Annotated in this window: 15 protein-coding genes and 1 tRNA gene; 4 read left to right on the top strand and 12 right to left on the bottom strand. The window is 45.5% G+C overall.

All coding sequences use genetic code 11. The annotated features are described in order from the left end of the window. Positions 1 to 169: 169 nt before the first annotated feature. From folC to L0G63_RS07710, 6 genes are all read right to left on the bottom strand, one after another. A complete protein-coding gene (folC, locus tag L0G63_RS07735) occupies positions 170 to 1,528 on the bottom strand; it encodes a bifunctional tetrahydrofolate synthase/dihydrofolate synthase (RefSeq protein ID WP_301450118.1) in 1,359 nt (452 codons plus the stop codon). Positions 1,529 to 1,742: 214 nt separating this feature from the next. Beyond that, positions 1,743 to 2,690 carry an acetyl-CoA carboxylase, carboxyltransferase subunit beta gene (accD, locus tag L0G63_RS07730; protein ID WP_301450136.1) on the bottom strand — a complete coding sequence of 316 codons (948 nt, stop codon included), beginning with the start codon at positions 2,688 to 2,690 and terminating at the stop codon, positions 1,743 to 1,745. A 451-nt stretch (positions 2,691 to 3,141) separates the two neighbouring features. Further along, on the bottom strand, positions 3,142 to 3,984 hold the full coding sequence (trpA, locus tag L0G63_RS07725; RefSeq protein WP_301450117.1) for a tryptophan synthase subunit alpha: 843 nt from the start codon (positions 3,982 to 3,984) through the stop codon (positions 3,142 to 3,144). A 61-nt stretch (positions 3,985 to 4,045) separates the two neighbouring features. Then, entirely contained in the window at positions 4,046 to 4,981 is a 936-nt protein-coding gene (locus tag L0G63_RS07720; RefSeq protein WP_301450116.1) for a hypothetical protein, read from the bottom strand. A 31-nt stretch (positions 4,982 to 5,012) separates the two neighbouring features. Next, on the bottom strand, positions 5,013 to 6,287 hold the full coding sequence (gene trpB, locus L0G63_RS07715; RefSeq protein WP_301450115.1) for a tryptophan synthase subunit beta: 1,275 nt from the start codon (positions 6,285 to 6,287) through the stop codon (positions 5,013 to 5,015). 129 nt (positions 6,288 to 6,416) lie between these two features. Continuing rightward, entirely contained in the window at positions 6,417 to 7,088 is a 672-nt protein-coding gene (locus L0G63_RS07710) for a phosphoribosylanthranilate isomerase (RefSeq protein ID WP_301450114.1), read from the bottom strand. 211 nt (positions 7,089 to 7,299) lie between these two features. On the opposite strand from L0G63_RS07710, the gene L0G63_RS07705 reads away from it, so the two are divergent. Further along, a complete protein-coding gene (locus tag L0G63_RS07705) occupies positions 7,300 to 8,913 on the top strand; it encodes a deoxyribodipyrimidine photo-lyase (RefSeq protein ID WP_301450113.1) in 1,614 nt (537 codons plus the stop codon). Position 8,914: 1 nt separating this feature from the next. Here the strand turns inward: L0G63_RS07705 and L0G63_RS07700 are convergent, their stop codons facing one another. Beyond that, positions 8,915 to 9,655 carry a DUF4230 domain-containing protein gene (locus tag L0G63_RS07700; protein ID WP_301450112.1) on the bottom strand — a complete coding sequence of 247 codons (741 nt, stop codon included), beginning with the start codon at positions 9,653 to 9,655 and terminating at the stop codon, positions 8,915 to 8,917. A gap of 589 nt (positions 9,656 to 10,244) precedes the next feature. Between L0G63_RS07700 and L0G63_RS07695 the strand changes: the two genes are divergently transcribed. Next, entirely contained in the window at positions 10,245 to 11,963 is a 1,719-nt protein-coding gene (locus L0G63_RS07695) for a proline--tRNA ligase (RefSeq protein WP_301450111.1), read from the top strand. Positions 11,964 to 12,037: 74 nt separating this feature from the next. On the opposite strand, the gene queF is transcribed toward L0G63_RS07695, so the two are convergent. The 4 genes from queF to L0G63_RS07675 all read right to left on the bottom strand — a co-directional run bounded on the left by queF (position 12,038) and on the right by L0G63_RS07675 (position 15,741). Continuing rightward, a complete protein-coding gene (gene queF / locus L0G63_RS07690) occupies positions 12,038 to 12,934 on the bottom strand; it encodes an NADPH-dependent 7-cyano-7-deazaguanine reductase QueF (protein ID WP_301450110.1) in 897 nt (298 codons plus the stop codon). A gap of 84 nt (positions 12,935 to 13,018) precedes the next feature. Next, positions 13,019 to 13,792, bottom strand: a complete 774-nt coding sequence (locus L0G63_RS07685; RefSeq protein ID WP_301450135.1) for an ABC transporter permease — start codon at positions 13,790 to 13,792, stop codon at positions 13,019 to 13,021. A gap of 29 nt (positions 13,793 to 13,821) precedes the next feature. Continuing rightward, the gene (locus tag L0G63_RS07680) at positions 13,822 to 14,784 is read right to left on the bottom strand and encodes an ABC transporter ATP-binding protein (RefSeq protein ID WP_301450109.1); all 963 of its coding nucleotides are present in this window, start codon (positions 14,782 to 14,784) and stop codon (positions 13,822 to 13,824) included. Positions 14,785 to 15,084: 300 nt separating this feature from the next. Beyond that, the gene (locus L0G63_RS07675) at positions 15,085 to 15,741 is read right to left on the bottom strand and encodes a cytochrome c5 family protein (protein ID WP_301450108.1); all 657 of its coding nucleotides are present in this window, start codon (positions 15,739 to 15,741) and stop codon (positions 15,085 to 15,087) included. 352 nt (positions 15,742 to 16,093) lie between these two features. On the opposite strand from L0G63_RS07675, the gene L0G63_RS07670 reads away from it, so the two are divergent. After that, positions 16,094 to 16,170: transfer RNA gene (locus L0G63_RS07670), tRNA-Arg, on the top strand. A 135-nt stretch (positions 16,171 to 16,305) separates the two neighbouring features. Here the strand turns inward: L0G63_RS07670 and L0G63_RS07665 are convergent. Continuing rightward, positions 16,306 to 16,668 carry a hypothetical protein gene (locus L0G63_RS07665; RefSeq protein WP_301450107.1) on the bottom strand — a complete coding sequence of 121 codons (363 nt, stop codon included), beginning with the start codon at positions 16,666 to 16,668 and terminating at the stop codon, positions 16,306 to 16,308. Between the two features lie 35 nt (positions 16,669 to 16,703). Between L0G63_RS07665 and L0G63_RS07660 the strand changes: the two genes are divergently transcribed. Next, positions 16,704 to 17,498 carry an NAD-dependent deacylase gene (locus L0G63_RS07660; protein WP_301450106.1) on the top strand — a complete coding sequence of 265 codons (795 nt, stop codon included), beginning with the start codon at positions 16,704 to 16,706 and terminating at the stop codon, positions 17,496 to 17,498. The last annotated feature ends 35 nt before the right edge of the window (positions 17,499 to 17,533 follow it).

Genomic DNA, 17,533 nt, shown 5'->3' with positions numbered 1-17,533 from the left:
TCATACACATATTTACCGCCAGTTACTGCCATCATTATGCAAAATGTATATTGACCTTCTTATACCAGTTTTGTAAATCATTTTGATTATAAAGCATATTTTTCTTGCTGTCTGCTATCAGACTTGCACTAAGATTAACATCAAACAGGCATGACTTTAACCTCAATCACTATATGGTGAGTGCAGCAAGCGCTTCGCCAATCGTATGAAACGAGCCGCACACGACGATCAAATCTTGTGGTTGGCTTGCCTGTATGACCGCCTCCGTCGCTGCTTGTAAACCATCAAAATCATGGACATGGCGAGTATCTATGTATTTGGCTAAGACGCCTTGTAGCTGGTCGGTACTTGCCGCACGAGGATAATCAATCTCAGCGATGAACCAATCACGAATCGGCAAGCCTGCTTGAGTGAGATGTTTGACCACATTGTCGATATCTTTATCTCCCAGCATAGAAAACAGCATGTTTATCTTTGGCATGCCAATAGGCTCTTGGCTGCTATGCTTAATCATATGAGTCACATGCTGCTGCCAAAATGGGCGTAACTGCGCTAATAAAAACGCCACCCCTTGCTCGTTATGTGCCACATCGAACAACCATTGGCGGTGATGACTCTCTCGATAATCAAAGCGCCCTGCCAGTTTGACGGTTTGTAGCGCCTGCTCGATCGCATTGGTATCAACATTTAGCGGACTGGCAAGCACCGCTGACAGGGCATTGGCAGTATTGGTCAAAGAGAGTGCAGGACGTGGTAATTGCAAGGTAACAGCGGCATTACTGTATTGCCATTTATTTGGGCTGATATCTCGGTAGCTAAAGTCGCGCCCCACTTGATAGCAAATTGCTTGGTGATGATCGATAGCCTGCTGCACACTGGTGGGCATCTCAGTAGCGCCATAAATGAAAGAGATACCTTGTCGCAAAATACCTGCCTTTTCGCGTCCGATGTCCTCAACATTGTCACCGAGCCAGTCGACATGATCGATACCGATATTGGTGATGACGGCCATATCAGGATCGATGATATTGACGACATCCAATCGTCCGCCTAGCCCTACTTCTAACACCCACACATCACAGTCGGCCTCAGCAAATATGAGTAGTGCAGCAAGCGTGATCATCTCAAAGAAAGACAAGGTCAAATCGCACTCTAAACGTGCTGCTTCGACTTTGCTAAAAGCATCAATTAGCGTCTTGTCGCTGACCATCTCGCCATTGATACGCACGCGCTCATTGAATACGCTAAGATGTGGCGATTGATACAGCGCCGTCTTATAACCTACCGCTTGGCACATCTGCGCGATGACAGCGGTCGTAGAGCCTTTACCATTGGTGCCTGCCACAGTGAAGACATAAGCGTCATCTTTGGCTGACTTCACTACTCCTAGCGCTTCGGCAACAGGCAATACACGCGATAGTCCCATGTCTATCGCTGACACATGTATTTGCTGCATATAGTTTAGCCACTCGGTCAAACTGGCTGTAATGGTAGGAGTCATTGAACTGGATGCTAGAGGGTCAGACATGGGTGAAACCTATATGAGATGTTAATAAGAAATAAAAGACGCATGCACTAGCTGGTCCGCTAGAGGCAGGAGACGCACCCTAAAAACCAAAAATAGCATTTACCGTACCATGACGATAAATGCTATTAGAATGTCTTGTACACACAATAGATGTTAGCACGCAGCTAAGCGTTTATGCACTCAATAAATGACTTATGATACTGAGTCGTTTGGCTTATTGCGCATTGACGTTGGGCACACGGCACAGCTTTGCAAGTAGACGATAAATGGTATCAATCAGTTGATGACGATGCACCACCTCATCTACCACGCCATGCTCTAACAAGAATTCTGCACGCTGGAATGGCTCCTCTAACGTCTCACGTACCGTCTGCTCGATCACGCGCTTGCCCGCAAAGCCAATCATCGCTTTTGGTTCTGCCAAATGAATATCACCCAGCATCGCCAATGACGCAGTTACGCCGCCATAAACAGGATTGGTCAATACGACAATGTAAGGAATGCCAGCAAGTTTGAGACGCTCAATTGCCGCTGCCGTCCGTGCCATTTGCATCAATGACAACAGACCTTCTTGCATACGTGCACCGCCTGACGCGGCAAAGCAGACTAACGGGATTTTTTGCTCAAGCGCTCTTTCAGCGGCTTGTACAAAACGGTCACCAACCACTGACCCCATTGATCCACCCATAAAACGAAAATCAAACGCACAAGCGACAATATCAAGGTTACGAAGTTTGCCATACATGGCCACCAATGCTTCCGTCTCGCCCGTCTTTTCTTGTGCTTCGCTCATACGCGCAGGATAGGGCTTGCTATCCACAAAGCTCAGCGGATCTTTGGCAGTGAATTCTTGCCCTGTCTCACCGTCTACTTGATCAAGCAACCAGTTCAAGCGCTCACGAGCACTCATTGGTAAATGATGATCGCAATGTGGGCACACGTAACAGTTGAAAATCAGCGCTGTGTTGGTAATAACCGAGTGACAATTACTACACTTAGTCGACGGTTCTGTCTCTACCGCGGTCAATTGCGCAGTTAATTGTTGTTTGATACCTGGTATAGGGCGGTTAAACCATGACTGCCTATCCGCGTTGCTGTTTTGCTTGGCTTTAGCAGTATTATTATCGGGTTTTGTTGCTGTATCAGTCATATTATTTGCCATCATAAAAGGCTTGCTGACAAGCTGGCTCAGTCACTTGTCATTGAAAGTTTAATGGTTGTCAAAACCAAGCGTCAGACCCAGTCACAACATGAGCCGTTATGCGACACGCTTGTCTTAATTTGACGTGTCTACAACTTGGTCATGCGCTTGTTGATAGCAGAGGTGTTTATTGAGGCTATTGACAGGTATTTTTTGTCATTAGTCGTTAGCAAACGGTAGCTATCAGACACCATATAATAGTCATGTTAGTTTACACTCGTAAACTAAATTTAGCAAAGTCATTTAGCGTCCTCTTTCAGTAACGGTAACGAGCGACTGAGTAACGCTATTTGGTTTTACTATTTGATAGTATCTACTTAACGCGGTCATTGAGTAGATACGTTTGCCACCAACATACTGACTATGAGAGCTTTTAGCTATTAGATCTTTTAGCTATCAGACATTTATGCTATTAAGCACTTAAGCTGTCTAGTGCGCCGCGTAGCTCATCCATTTTTTCCATGATTTTTTGCTGAGCTTTGGCAACAGCCGCGGCATCATTGGCATCAATATCCGCAAAGTTCTGTACCAATGCACTTCCGACAATCACCCCGTCTGCATGAGTGCCGATTGCTTTTGCAGAAGCGCCATCACGGATACCGAAGCCCACACACACAGGCAGGTCTGTTTCTGCTTTGATCGCTTGCACTTGCGTCGCCACATCATCGGTATCGAGCGTGGCTGAGCCCGTCACGCCTTTTAGCGATACATAGTAAATATAACCGCCACAATGGGTCAATACTTGCTCACGGCGCTCAGGCAACGTCGTTGGCGATAGCAAGAAAATCTCATTCATTGAATGGTCAGTCAGGTGCTGAGTAAAACTGCCCGCCTCTGCTGGTGGCAAGTCCACCATCAATAAGCCATCAACCCCAGACTGCTCACATAGCGCCACAAAGTTGTCGTAGCCGATGATCTCAACAGGATTAAGATAGCCCATCAAGATGATTGGCGTCTGCGTGTCAGTTTGACGAAATTCTGCAACCATTTTTAATGCATCGCGCGTACTTGTACCCGCTGCTAAGGCACGCTCGCCCGCCAGCGATACGGTTGGGCCATCTGCCATTGGGTCAGAGAACGGCAAGCCCACTTCAATCATATCTGCGCCGTGCTTGACCAAGTCATGCAATAGACCGACAGTGGTTGCAGGATTAGGATCGCCTGCCATGACATAAGGAATCAGGGCTTTTTTATTTTGTGATTTTAAGGTTTCAAAGGTACTTTCAATTCTGGTGCTATTGTTGATAGTGCTCATATCAAAATCCAAAAGTTATACTAATTTTGTAGGTGTTAATGAATGTTGCCATAAAAGAATTTTATAAATCGTATAGCTCTTGAACTATAGTGTTGTATTTTTTAGGTAACAAGGACAGTTCACCGTAACTCAGGTCGGTGACACATAAGCCAACGCCACTCTCTTCTATCTTGCCATAAAAGATGACGTATCTACCAACAGAGTTATCATTAATTCCATGTTTAGCTTGTAATGAATGCTCTTCTTTAATACAAAAATCTGCATAACCTCCACCTTTTCTGAAAGATAGAAAAGTCATTCTTATATTATTATCTCGTTTTTCTTTGCCCTGATGATCAGATCTTGTAATCTTTCCTATATAGAGTTTGCTATCATTGTCTTCTGCTTTGATATCACTCACATCATTTAGTAAATCGCTCAACGGTAGAGCTATATTAGAATTGGGCAGGTAGTAGCCTTTATGTAAATTTTTTGAAAAATTTCTACATATGGCTCTGACGGATGTCACCTTGGAAGGTAAGGAAAACTTTTCTCCTGTATGTCTACTTATTGAGACATCTGTAGTAGGACCATCTATATCCTCTATCAAAGAGTCGTAGCAATCTTCATCATCGTCAACATCCTTAACTTTAGGGACTTCCTTCATAAAGCTATCTATAACGACTAATTGTTCATTATCTACAGCTTCTTTAGCCTCTTCTTCATTGACATAATTTAGACCTTCACCTTTGCTTGCCCTGTACATACAATTAATATGTGAATACGAGGGCAGATGTTTAAAATATGCTAATACATTATTTCTTGAACGAGATTCTACCAAGGGTCTTCTTGTTAAAGGTGTAAAACACTTTGGACAAAATATTTTTTCATACATAACATCATGAATATACTCATTTGAAGTAACTGCCTCATAGTTTTTTAACAGCTCGGAATAGTTTTCTATCGAATAAGTCCAGTTATCAGAATACATTGCGTATGGTATTTTTCTTGAAGACATTTGATTATCCTTTTCCATCATAAGACAGCTTTTACATCTCAATCCCTTCTGCCTGCATGACAGAATGCAGATCTTTATCACCGCGACCTGACATATTGACAATAATTGTCTGATCAGGGGTCATGGTTTTCGCCAGTTTTAAGGCATAAGCGATAGCATGAGAGGTCTCAAGCGCAGGGATGATGCCTTCTTTGCGCGTGGACTCAAGGAAGCCTTCCAGCGCCTCTTTGTCAGTACAGCCGACATACTCAACACGGTTCATGTCTTTTAGGAAGCTATGCTCCGGACCAACACCTGGGTAATCAAGACCCGCTGAGATAGAATGCGTCTCTTGGATCTGACCATCATCATCTGCCATGAGGTAAGTACGGTTGCCATGTAGCACGCCGATACGACCAGCCGCTAATGGCGCTGAATGACGACCTGATTCAATGCCATCACCTGTCGCCTCGACACCATACATCTTAACTTCAGTATCATTGAGGAAATCAAAAAACAAGCCAATCGCGTTTGAGCCGCCACCGACACAAGCGACCAACGCATCTGGCATTTTGCCTGTTTTTTCTAAATGCTGAATACGCGCTTCTTTACCGATAATGGCTTGAAAATCACGAACTAATAGCGGATAAGGATGCGGCCCTGCAACCGTACCGATAATATAGTACGTGCTATCGACATTGGTTACCCAGTCACGCATGGCTTCATTCATCGCGTCTTTTAGCGTACGTGAGCCAGACGTCACTGGCACGACAGTGGCACCAAGCAAACGCATACGATAGACGTTCATCTTTTGACGTTCAACATCGTCAGCACCCATATAGACGATACATTCTAGGCCCAAGCGCGCAGCAATCGTTGCGGTCGCGACACCATGCTGTCCTGCACCAGTCTCAGCGATGATACGTTTTTTGCCGCACATCTTGGCAAGTAGTGCCTGTCCAATGGTGTTGTTCACTTTGTGCGCGCCAGTATGGTTGAGATCTTCACGCTTAAAGTAAATTTGCGCGCCGCCGATCTCATCACTCAAGCGTTTGGCATGATATAGCGGCGTTGGGCGACCGACATAATTAACCAAATCGTTATGATACTCTTCCCAAAACGCTGGATCTGCTTTAACTTTGGTATAAAGTGTCTCAAGCTCTTCTAAGGCCGCCATCAGCGTCTCAGAGACAAAGCGACCACCATGCACCCCAAAATGGCCGCGTGCATCAGGGTATTGGTTAAAATCTTGCACGTTTTCAGGATTGGTAAAGGTGTTTACAGATTGTGCTGTAGTAGATAAATCTTTGTTCGCGACATGACTCATGGTAATTCCTACTGTAATAAGTGGTATTTTTTAGAATAAATAGAGAGAGTAAAATAAGAGTGGAACAAGAATATCGGAATAACGACCAAATAAGCCTATTTTCTACAGAAAATACTCTTAAATAAAAACTTAAATGACGTCAGTGACCGTATCGTTTTGCCATCGGTCACGCTTAACTGCTTTCATAAAGGCGCGCATCTTGGCAGGATCTTTTTTGCCTTTGTCCACCTCGATACCGCCGCTGACATCGACGCCATAGATAGGCAGATCCGATGTTGCTGCGACATTTTTCGCATCAAGCCCACCAGCCAACACAATGGGTAACGCGCTATCTTTTGGCACAAGACTCCAATCAAAGCGCTGCCCTGTCCCGCCATAAGCAGCTGGATGATAAGCGTCGAGCAAAATACTACTGGCCCCTGAGTCAGCAAACTGCGCAATCTGTGCGCGAACGCTCTCGGGGGTGTCTGCCTCTGCATTGATCCGTAACGCTTTGATCCAGCGTTTGTTGACCACAGCAGCTAGCTGCCTGCACTGCTCAGGCGTCTCATCCCCATGGAACTGAATAATATCAAAGGGGACAGTTTCTGCCAGTTTGACTAGCTCATCTTTAGGCATATTGACCACTAGCGCCACCACGCTCACAAAGGCAGGCACGGCTGCACTTAATGCTTGCGCCTGCTCGAGGGTGACTGCACGCGGGCTTGGCGGATAAAACACCAACCCGACTGCGTCAGCACCTAACTTTGCCGCTGTCTGGATATCACTCAGCTGAGTGAATCCGCAAAATTTAACGTGCATGTTGTGACCTTGGATTTCTTAGGATTTTGTGTTCCTAAATGTGACACTGCTAATAGTGGCATCAATTAGAGTCAGACTAAAGATAAATCGTGAGATATGATGAGAATTTGTTACGCAAACGGTAAAGCCATTGCATCTAAAAACTTATCCTAGCATACTTTTATGCCGAGTTTTGTTTATGATTGCGATTGATTAATATAGGGATACTATAATGTCCAAAAAGACTGACAATAATGATAGCAATAACAAAAACGCTAGTAATCGTGAAAATACTTTACATTATTTGATGTGGTTTCGTCGAGACTTACGCATTCATGACAACACTGCACTGGCAGCGCTCTGCGAGCGGGCTAATGAAGACAATGCATCGGTATCCGCGGTGTTTTTTTTGACGCCCGATCAGTGGCAAGCGCATGATATGTCCGTGGCACAAGTCGATCATATTACTCGCACGCTACCTATTTTGGCAAAGGATTTGCAAGAGAAACTCAACATCACATTGACGGTACAGCTCTGCCCGAGCTTTGATGACTGTGTCGATGCATTGACAATGTTATGTAGCGATCACGATATTTGCTGCGTCATGGCCAATCATGAATACGAAGGCAATGAGATTGAGCGTGATGAACAAGTAAACGAGCAGCTTAAAAAAGAGGATATCGAGTTTGTGCGCTGGCATGATCAATGTATCTTGCCGCCGCTGAGTATCACGACCAACGATGGCGACAGCATGTATAAAGTCTTCACGCCGTTTTATAAAAAATGGCGACATACGCTGGACGTGAGCGCCATCCAGACGCATGACGCGCCAGCGGTAGATAACGATAAAAAGGGAGATCTAACATCATCTAAGAATAGTGCCAATACAGCAAATAAGATTAAAAAGCTCAGCCAAGAAATGCTCAGTGATTATCAAAAGATGCTGCAAAAAGAGGCGTCATTAGAGCATATTAATATAGAAGCTCAGCTCACGCATGCAAGAGACGCCTATCCTGCTGGTGAGTCTGCTGCTTGCCAGCGCCTAGCCGATTTTGTCGATGACGATATCAATGACTATGATGTCAGCCGTGATATGCCACACCTGCATACCACCAGCCTGCTATCCGCTTATCTCACGATTGGCACCATCAGCCCTCGGCTCTGCTATTTACAAGCCAGCAAAGTACAAGAAAAGCTGCATGGCAATGATGGTGATAATGAAGACATCGACCGCTGGATAAGCGAGCTTGCATGGCGAGATTTCTATCGTCACGTACTGGTCGATAAGCCAAATCTGATTCGCCATAAGGCCTATAAAGAAGAGACCGACACCAAAGTCAGCTGGTCATATGATGACGATGATTTTCAAGCATGGTGCACAGGCAAAACAGGCGTACCATTGGTCGATGCTGCGATGCGCTGTCTGAACGCTACTGGTTTTATGCACAATCGACTGCGCATGGTTACAGCGATGTTTTTGACCAAAGACTTGCTGATTGATTGGCGCTTGGGTGAGCGCTACTTTATGCAGCAGCTCATCGATGGGGATTTTGCCTCCAACAATGGCGGCTGGCAGTGGAGCGCATCGACAGGTACTGACTCAGCGCCTTATTTTCGTATCATGAACCCTTTTAGCCAAGGCAGCACTCATGATAAAAAAGCGATATTTATCAAAACGTGGCTACCAGAACTAAAAGACATCCCCGCGAGCACTTTGCATAGTGAGGATAAAATGCGTAAAGCACTGGCGAAGGGTGGAGACTTTGCAAATGCTGACTACCCTGCGCCGATGGTCGAACATAAATCAGCACGTAAGCTCGCCATTGCTGAATTTAAAAAAGCGTAAACTAGCTATTAGTGACTGCTGGTAACTGACACGCGCCTGCACCCTGAGTGGTCACCGTCACGATAGCACCAGTCAATGCAAATAGCTGCTGCAGTTGCGTCTGGGCGTTTTGTAGTGCCATAGTCATGACATCTCCTCTACAAGCGCGCTCTAATACTTCTTTTTTTGCCATACTTTGCGCTTCATCCAGTATCTTAGGATCTACTTGCATCATGCCAAACGCACCCGTCTGCCAGTCATAAATCTCAATGTTATCTAGATAGACGGAGAATACCTCTGCAGGCGGCAAGGTAATATTAATTTGCGGCATGGTCGCAGTCAACGCTTGGTTGTCAGCCCCTTGCTCGTCGTCAATTTTAGGCGTGACAGGCTGCACCACTTGTACCATCTCAGGCGTTAGTGCACTCAAATCAACCCCTGCTTCTACGCGTCCCTGAGCGATAAACAGCGCTTTTTGCTCGTCTTGCCACAGCTTCACCCAGCTTCCTTGACGCTCGCTAGTGATGACGGTATCCACGCTGAACGCAACAGTATGCAAGCGATTAAGCTGCTGTATTTGCGTGACCACACCTTCTCGCGTGATGGTCTCTACTGGTTCTTCTTCTGGTATGTTTTGTACACTGTAGATCGCAAAAGCAATGGCGGCCAAACCGATCAATAATACCAACCATGACAGCTTAGAGAGTGGCGATTTCTCGGGCTTGTGAGTGTTATTGCTATGATTTATATTGGAACTACTCATAGAAGCTACCTATATAAGTAAAATTGCATCATTTTCAGATGACCAATTCTTAGATGACGAATAGTGATATAAAATAAAAACAATTGCCTAAACTTTACATGCGACTATTGTGCAGTCACTTCAAGCAGTGGCTACCAATCCTCTACATAATAAATGCATGAAACCACCTTTGAGATATCCCCTACAATTATCGTAATCCCTTATGAATGATGCAATTACTCACGCCTGTTTTTGAGCTTTGCACAACGTTCGGTCTGAAAAGACAAAAAGTCGTTGCGTCTTAGACGAACTTTACCTAACATAGTCAAATTGTATGTATAAAATGCCATGCTTGAAATACTATCGACCTTTTTCGTCACTATATGGCGTATGAGCCGTTTTATACTTCAAATCAAATCTGCCTCTTTTTGTGAGAGTGTTTTTTGCTGATGTGTTTGTTCTCTTGTATGAACATGTAAGTCACTAGGAAATCCCTAGTCTATTGCTAAGTGATAAAGGTAAGCTTGCGGCGGCAACGAAACGATTAGCCATACGCTCAACATCCTCCTATTTCTTATTTTTTTATCAAAGATAAGGTTACGCTTTATTTATGAAAGCCAGTCAATTTTTATTTGCTACCCTAAAAGAAACCCCAAGTGATGCCGACATCGCCTCAAGCCAATTGATGGTGCGTGCTGGTCTTATCCGCAAGATTGCTTCTGGATTGTACATTTGGTTGCCAATGGGTCTGCGCATCCTACAAAAGGTCGAACGCATTGTTCGTGAAGAGATGCAAAACGTTGGGGCACAAGAGGTTCTCATGCCGATGACTCAGCCTGCTGAGCTGTGGCAGACCACCGGCCGTTTTGATGATTATGGTCCTGAGCTACTGCGCTTCAAAGACCGTCATGATCGCGACTTTGTGCTTGGACCAACTCACGAAGAGGTGATCACGAACCTTGCTCAAGGCGAGCTGCGCAGCTACAAGCAGTTGCCTATTAGCTTTTTTCAGATTCAAAGCAAATTCCGTGATGAGATTCGTCCACGCTTTGGTGTGATGCGCGCACGCGAATTTACGATGAAAGATGCGTATTCTTTCCATGTGGATCAGGCATCGCTCGCGAAAACTTATGATGATATGTATGATGCTTACACGCGTATTTTTACCCGTCTGGGTTTAGACTTCCGTGCCGTACAAGCAGATACAGGATCTATTGGCGGCTTTGCTTCTCATGAGTTTCATGTATTGGCAGACAGCGGCGAAGATGACATTGCCTTCTCAGATTCCTCTGATTATGCAGCCAACGTTGAGCTGGCCGAATCTGTGAGCACTGCTGAGCGTCAGGCACCTACTATGGAGCGCGAAGACGTCTTAACAGAAAACATGACCACGTGCAAAATGGTGGCTGAGCACTTAGACATTCCATTAGAGCAGACGGTCAAAACACTGATCGTACACGGTCATAACGAGAATGATGAGCCACAACTGATCGCTATCGTATTGCGCGGCGACCATCAGCTCAATACCGTCAAAGCCGAAAAAATCGAAGAGGCCAACTTCCCACTGACGCTCGCCTCTGATGAAGAGCTAAAAGCCGCTGGCCTACACAAAGGCTATATCGGCGTCAATTTAGACATGCCAGTATTCGTTGATCGTTCAGCTGCTACGTTATCAGATTTTGTCTGCGGTGCCAATGAAGTCAACAAGCATACCATCGGTATGAATTGGGAGCGTGACGCCAGCATCACGCGCGTCGTTGATGTACGTAATGTGCAAGAAGGTGACCCGTCTCCTGATGGTAAGGGTAGCCTAAAAATCAAGCGCGGCATCGAAGTCGGTCATATTTTCCAGTTGGGTGATAAGTACTCACAAGCGATGAACTGTACCGTCTCTGGTGAAGATGGCAAACCTGTCACACTCATGATGGGCTGTTACGGAATTGGCGTTAGCCGTATCATCGCGGCTGCCATTGAGCAGAATAACGATGACAATGGCATCATGTGGCCACAAACGCCAACAGTTGATGACTCTATTGCACCGTTTGAAGTGGCCATCATCCCAATGAAATCAAAAGAAGACACCGTCATGCAAACAGCGACGGCACTTTATGAAACGCTAAAAGCTCAAGGCGTCAATGTACTGCTTGATGATCGCAACGAGCGCCCAGGTGTGAAGTTCGCTGATCTTGAGCTGATCGGTATTCCGCATCGTATCGTCGTCTCTGGTCGTAATCTTGCAGAAGACAAATACGAGTACGTCAATCGCCGCAGCGGTGAAAAAGAGCTACTAAGCCGTGAGGAGCTACTTGCAAATTTGGGCTGCGAGTAAACTGGTTAATACACAAAAAGCGCCTCATAAGTAGGCGCTTTTTTTATGTCTGTCATATCATGATTGAATGATCACTACTGGCGAATCAAACGACTTGGTGTCGGCAATAGGCTCATATCGCTAACACGGCAAGGATTGATATCAATACCGCCTCGGCGCGTGTACCATGCCCGCACCATCAGCGTTTCTGGCTGATAATACTGACTCAAATCCGCAAAAATCTGCTCAACGCACTGCTCATGAAAGCCGTTGTGCTGGCGAAAGCTCAATATATAGCGCAGTATATTGGCAGCATAAATGGGATGCTCGCTGTTCATACCCGTCATCGTCACCAACAGCGTGCCCCAATCAGGCTGATTGGTCACAGGGCAATTACTACGCAGCAAATTGGAATAAAAACTCACGGGCCCTCCTGCTTGCATTTGACTGCTCAGTGCTTGCTGAGTCTCAGAGTTCAATGGGCGATCGTCTGTTGCCAAAAGCAATGAGGCATCAGGATGGAGACTGAGTGCCACTTTTTCCTGACTATCCGCGAGCGCCTCATCAATACCAATACCTGACGGCTCAGTAATCAATAGACTTGGCGCATCATCAAGTGCGAATAATTTGACTGTCACCTCTGCTTGCAAGCACGTTGATAAGTCAGCAGCAATCTGTGTCTCGACTGCGTGCCAACTGGCAAACTCGGTGAAATTAAGACTGTTTAAATACAGCTTTAACGATTTGGACTCAACAATAAATGGCGAGCTGGCAGGAATGCTAAAGCGCGCCATCGCCACCTGCGAGATGCCTTGCGGGGTCAACCAAGACAGCTCAAACGCATGCCACCAATCCACACCCACGGCCAGCTTATCATCCTGCCAGCCAATCACATCACGGCCCATACTACGCGCGATGGGATAGAGCGTCTCTGGACTATAATGTGTGGGATAGTCGGTGGTTTGTTCCCCTAAAATGCCATGTATGCTCATTTACTTTCCTACTATTTAATCGTTAAACCCTAACTGCTCAACCGACAGCGCTTTGGGCATCGCTATCGCTTCACACGCTGACCATCACAAGCGCACGCGTGAGCCGTTATCAAGCAGACGATAAGCGATGATATAAAATATCACGCAAAACACAAAAATCGCGCCCATCGAATACCAAACGTTGACATCAGAGTAGCCAAGAATACCGTAACGGAAAGAGTTGACCATATACACGATGGGGTTAAGCAATGAGATGTTTTGCCAAAATGGCGATAGATTCTCCATTGAATAAAATACACCACCCAAATAGGTCAGCGGCGTCAATACAAAGCTTGGAATGATTGAGATATCATCAAATGATCGCGCAAACACCGCATTGATAAAACCGCCTAATGAAAACAAGGTAGACGTGCCAAGTACCGTAAATACAGTGACAAATAAATGCTCAATACCGAGGTCGGTAAAAAATAGCGCGACGATCGAGACAATCACCCCGATGGCCAGTCCACGGAAAATACCACCACTGATATAACCCATCAAAATCGCATGTTTGGACACAGGCGAGACCAAAAGCTCCTCAATACTAGATGTAAACTTGGCACTAAAGAAACTCGAAACCACGTTCGAGTAACTGTTGGTAATGATCGACATCATGATCAAACCTGGTACGATAAACTGCATGTAGGGCACGCCGCCCATCTCACCTACGCGCGAGCCAATCATCTTACCAAAAATGACAAAGTACAAGCTCATCGTAATCACTGGCGGTAATAGCGTCTGCGGCCAGATGCGCAGGATACGGCGCACTTCTTTGAACCAGATAGTACGAAACGCAACCCACTTTTTACTCAGTGACATCGTTTTGGTGTGATCGACCATCTCCTGTCTCATAGTCCCGCCTCCTTCATACTATTTGCACTTTCAATATTTCTGTCGACCAAACGCATAAACAACTCTTCTAGACGGTTGGCTTTATTTCGCATACTTCCCACGCGAATGCCTTTATCAGACAACTGATTAAAGACACCGTTTAATGACTCACCCTCTGTTAACGTGACTTCCAGTGTTTTGTCATCTGGTTGTGAGATTCCTGTCACCCCATCTAGCACCAAATGTTCTGTGAGCGATGTCTCTAGATCAAAGACGAACGTCTCTACTGACAATTGTGCCAACAAATCTTTCATTTCTGTATTAATACGAATCTCGCCATGATCCAAAATGGCGATGCGTTTACACAGCTGCTCGGCCTCTTCGAGATAATGGGTGGTCAGAATAATCGTGGTATTCTCTTCGATATTAATTTGCTGCATAAACTCCCACATCGAGCGGCGCAGCTCAATATCCACCCCTGCTGTGGGCTCATCAAGAATCAATAATTTTGGTTTATGAATCAAGGCGCGCGCGATCATCAGACGGCGTTTCATACCGCCAGATAAATCACGCGATTTGCTATCACGCTTGTCCCATAGCCCAAGTGCTGTCAGCAGCCTTTTTGCGCGAGGTCTGGCTTCTTTTGCAGAAATACCAAAGTAACCTGCCTGAGTGATCAAAATGTCTTCAACTTTCTCAAACATATTGAAATTGAACTCTTGTGGCACAACGCCAAGGTATTGTTTGGCAATTGAAGGGTTTTCTAATAAATCCGTGCCAAAAATATGGACACTGCCAGTGGTTGGTTTAAATAGCGAGCTGATAATACCGATCATCGTGGACTTGCCTGCTCCGTTTGGGCCAAGCAGTGCAAAAAACCCACCTTGTGGTACGGTTAAATCAACGCCTTTTAGTGCCGAAAACCCATTATCATAAGTCTTAGATAGGTTTTGGATAGAAAGTGCTGGTACATCAGACATGAAGACCTCTTATTTTTTATCAATTTGTATAAAACACGATTTTAGAATAATAGGCCGTGTTGAACATTCGACTGTCATTATCATACTGACCGAGGCCATATAAAAATGTTCAACACGCTCTACTATCTAGAAGACACGGTGTAATCTCATAAAATGAGGTTATTGATCGTGAATTTCAACCGCTTTATAGTTGAAGTACTATATTGATAATATTCATCATAAAAAAGCGCCTATCTCATGAGTAAGATAGGCGCTTCACGAATGGCTATCGTCAAAGCTTAGCACAGCTATGTGTAGAGTTTAGCTAGCTTCTGCAACCATATAATCGACAGCGTTTTGAACTTCTTCATCAGGAATATCCGCGCCGCCTTTGGCAGGCATCGCATTGAAACCATTGATAGCATGGGTATATAGCGTGTCTTTACCTTTCGCGATACGTGGACCCCAAGCACCAGTATCCCCAAAAATAGGTGAGCCTAGCAAGCCTGCAGCGTGACAAGTATGGCATACCGCATTATATACCGTTTTACCATCACGAGGGCCGTCACCTGCAGATGGGCCAGATGAGCGTGCTGTTACATCACAGACTTCATCGTCTTCGAAACATACAGTTGCAACAGGTTGAATACGGGCAATCAGATTAGGATACAAAGCAATCAGCTTTTGTACTTGCGGCGTATCTTGCGGAATCGGCTCTTCGTCAGCGGCAGGCGCTACAGCGGCAGTTTCTTCGCCTTCTGCTGGAGCGGCACCATCAGCCGGTGCAGCGCCATCTGTCGTGTCTGCAGCCGCTTGTGGCTCATCGCCCAGAGTTTGCGGAGCCTCTTCCACTACCTCTTGACCTTCTGCTACGTCAGAGACTGTTACAGGGGTATCAATGATATCTTCAGCTTGGCTCACCGCGATACTAGCGATTCCTAGAATGGCAGCTGCCGATAACATAACTACTTTTCTCATTCGTCACGTTCTCTTATTGCGTATACAAGGGCTAACCTGGCTTAGACATTCCGTCTGTCCTCCTTTGACGACCTCTAAGTCCTCAATAGCAGACAGCCATCCCGCTTGTCAGCGCGCTTGCAATCGGTGATTATAAATATGAATTCTCCCCAACATTATAAGGGAAAAGGCAGGTAAATTGCCATGCTTGTTTAATGACTTGGCTGTTTTTTCTTAAAAAACCTCAATCGCGCTTGTCACTCATTGGCTTTATGCATTTTATTTGTTAGACTAAGCGGTCTTTATTTCTAGGCATCTTATGCTGGTCATCATGCGCATCTAAGCGTGACAGTCAGACATATCGTTATCATATGCGCTCGTAGCTCAGTTGGATAGAGTATCGGTTTCCGAAGCCGAGGGTCGTGGGTTCGATTCCCGCCGAGCGCACCAATTACGATGTTTACAACCTCGCTCTACCCTTCCTTAGTGCTATCTTAAACTGCTCATACTCATCAAACCTATATATCAAAATGTTGGCAGTCTTTCTGTGTGCGCATACCTCTAGTGCTCTCACCTATATAAAACTTACTCTGCGTCTTGTAAATTTGCAGTCAATTGAACACGGCTGGGCACACGATGATAATTAATCACGGGCACCTCTCCTAGACGGCGCTGACCTTCAGCAATTTTTTTATCAATGGTAATCATCGCGATTTTTTTGCCTTGTTGGCTGATGAGCAAGTGATTTGCCTTACGAGTGACTCGATAATCAGGAAAATACTGCTTTAATAATGCGGATGTTTTTTGCAGGGCATCATTCGGTACTGTATTTTTTGACTTGGCACTACCGTGCTTTTCGCCTGCTTTTGCCCCGCGCGATTTCGCTACCAACCATAAGGCCATGATGATGGCGATTAATATGACAAGCCACCAAATTCCGTCTATCATAAGTAAAAATATCCATTACTAACAAGGGTTGGCTCATGTTAGCAGAATTATCACCAGCGGTAATAGCAGAAGTAAAACTTGCGGCAACATTGTTGGCATCGAAAGAGCGCATTTGCATTTTGACAGGGGCAGGCATTTCAGCCGAAAGTGGTATTCCGACGTTCCGAGATAAGCAAACAGGGTTATGGGAAAACTACGGCGTCGAGGATTTGGCCACTCCTGAAGCATTCGCTCGTGATCCAAAGCTTGTATGGTCATGGTATCAGTGGCGCAGGCAGATGGTCGCAGATAAAGTACCAAATCCAGCCCATCATGCATTGGCTCAGTGGCAGTATCATGCGCAAACCTCCGATCAAACAGTGACACTCATCACCCAAAATGTCGATGACCTACATGAGCAAGCTGGAAGCGCAGTGACTCATTTGCACGGTCATCTGTGGCGTGATCGCTGTGGTCAGTGTGAGATACCTTATCCAGAACAATCAAGAGCCGCCTATATTAAGCAAGATACGATACGTTTTGATGATAAGCTGATTACTTGTCCGCATTGCGACGGTTACATCAGACCAGATATTGTGTGGTTTGGCGAAGCACTACCTGTACAAGCATGGCAGACTGCCGAAGAGGCTGCGGCTAACTGTGATGTGTTTATCAGTATCGGTACCTCAAGCTTGGTCTATCCTGCGGCCGGACTCTCACAGCTAGCCAAGCAAAATGGTGCGCAAGTTATCGAGATAAACCCTGACCCAACACCGAATACCATCGTCGATATCACGCTAATAGAAAAAGCTGGAGTGATTTTGCCGTTACTTATAGTCAGCTCAAAATAAAATTGTTATGGTTAGGGCAAACATCATAAAACAAT

The organism is Psychrobacter sp., from assembly GCF_030454045.1.
In the GTDB taxonomy this organism is placed as follows: Bacteria; Pseudomonadota; Gammaproteobacteria; order Pseudomonadales; family Moraxellaceae; genus Psychrobacter.
Note: the sequence above shows the minus strand (reverse complement) of the source record. Positions and strands in the feature narration are given on the sequence as shown.

What these genes read in the sequence shown, in the direction of transcription:
- folC (WP_301450118.1), bottom strand. Translation starts at nt 1,528, where the DNA reads ATGTCTGACCCTCTAGCATCCAGTTCAATGACTCCTACCATTACAGCC.
- accD (WP_301450136.1), bottom strand. Translation starts at nt 2,690, where the DNA reads ATGGCAAATAATATGACTGATACAGCAACAAAACCCGATAATAATACT.
- trpA (WP_301450117.1), bottom strand. Translation starts at nt 3,984, where the DNA reads ATGAGCACTATCAACAATAGCACCAGAATTGAAAGTACCTTTGAAACC.
- L0G63_RS07720 (WP_301450116.1), bottom strand. Translation starts at nt 4,981, where the DNA reads ATGTCTTCAAGAAAAATACCATACGCAATGTATTCTGATAACTGGACT.
- trpB (WP_301450115.1), bottom strand. Translation starts at nt 6,287, where the DNA reads ATGAGTCATGTCGCGAACAAAGATTTATCTACTACAGCACAATCTGTA.
- L0G63_RS07710 (WP_301450114.1), bottom strand. Translation starts at nt 7,088, where the DNA reads ATGCACGTTAAATTTTGCGGATTCACTCAGCTGAGTGATATCCAGACA.
- L0G63_RS07705 (WP_301450113.1), top strand. Translation starts at nt 7,300, where the DNA reads ATGTCCAAAAAGACTGACAATAATGATAGCAATAACAAAAACGCTAGT.
- L0G63_RS07700 (WP_301450112.1), bottom strand. Translation starts at nt 9,655, where the DNA reads ATGAGTAGTTCCAATATAAATCATAGCAATAACACTCACAAGCCCGAG.
- L0G63_RS07695 (WP_301450111.1), top strand. Translation starts at nt 10,245, where the DNA reads ATGAAAGCCAGTCAATTTTTATTTGCTACCCTAAAAGAAACCCCAAGT.
- queF (WP_301450110.1), bottom strand. Translation starts at nt 12,934, where the DNA reads ATGAGCATACATGGCATTTTAGGGGAACAAACCACCGACTATCCCACA.
- L0G63_RS07685 (WP_301450135.1), bottom strand. Translation starts at nt 13,792, where the DNA reads ATGTCACTGAGTAAAAAGTGGGTTGCGTTTCGTACTATCTGGTTCAAA.
- L0G63_RS07680 (WP_301450109.1), bottom strand. Translation starts at nt 14,784, where the DNA reads ATGTCTGATGTACCAGCACTTTCTATCCAAAACCTATCTAAGACTTAT.
- L0G63_RS07675 (WP_301450108.1), bottom strand. Translation starts at nt 15,741, where the DNA reads ATGAGAAAAGTAGTTATGTTATCGGCAGCTGCCATTCTAGGAATCGCT.
- L0G63_RS07665 (WP_301450107.1), bottom strand. Translation starts at nt 16,668, where the DNA reads ATGATAGACGGAATTTGGTGGCTTGTCATATTAATCGCCATCATCATG.
- L0G63_RS07660 (WP_301450106.1), top strand. Translation starts at nt 16,704, where the DNA reads ATGTTAGCAGAATTATCACCAGCGGTAATAGCAGAAGTAAAACTTGCG.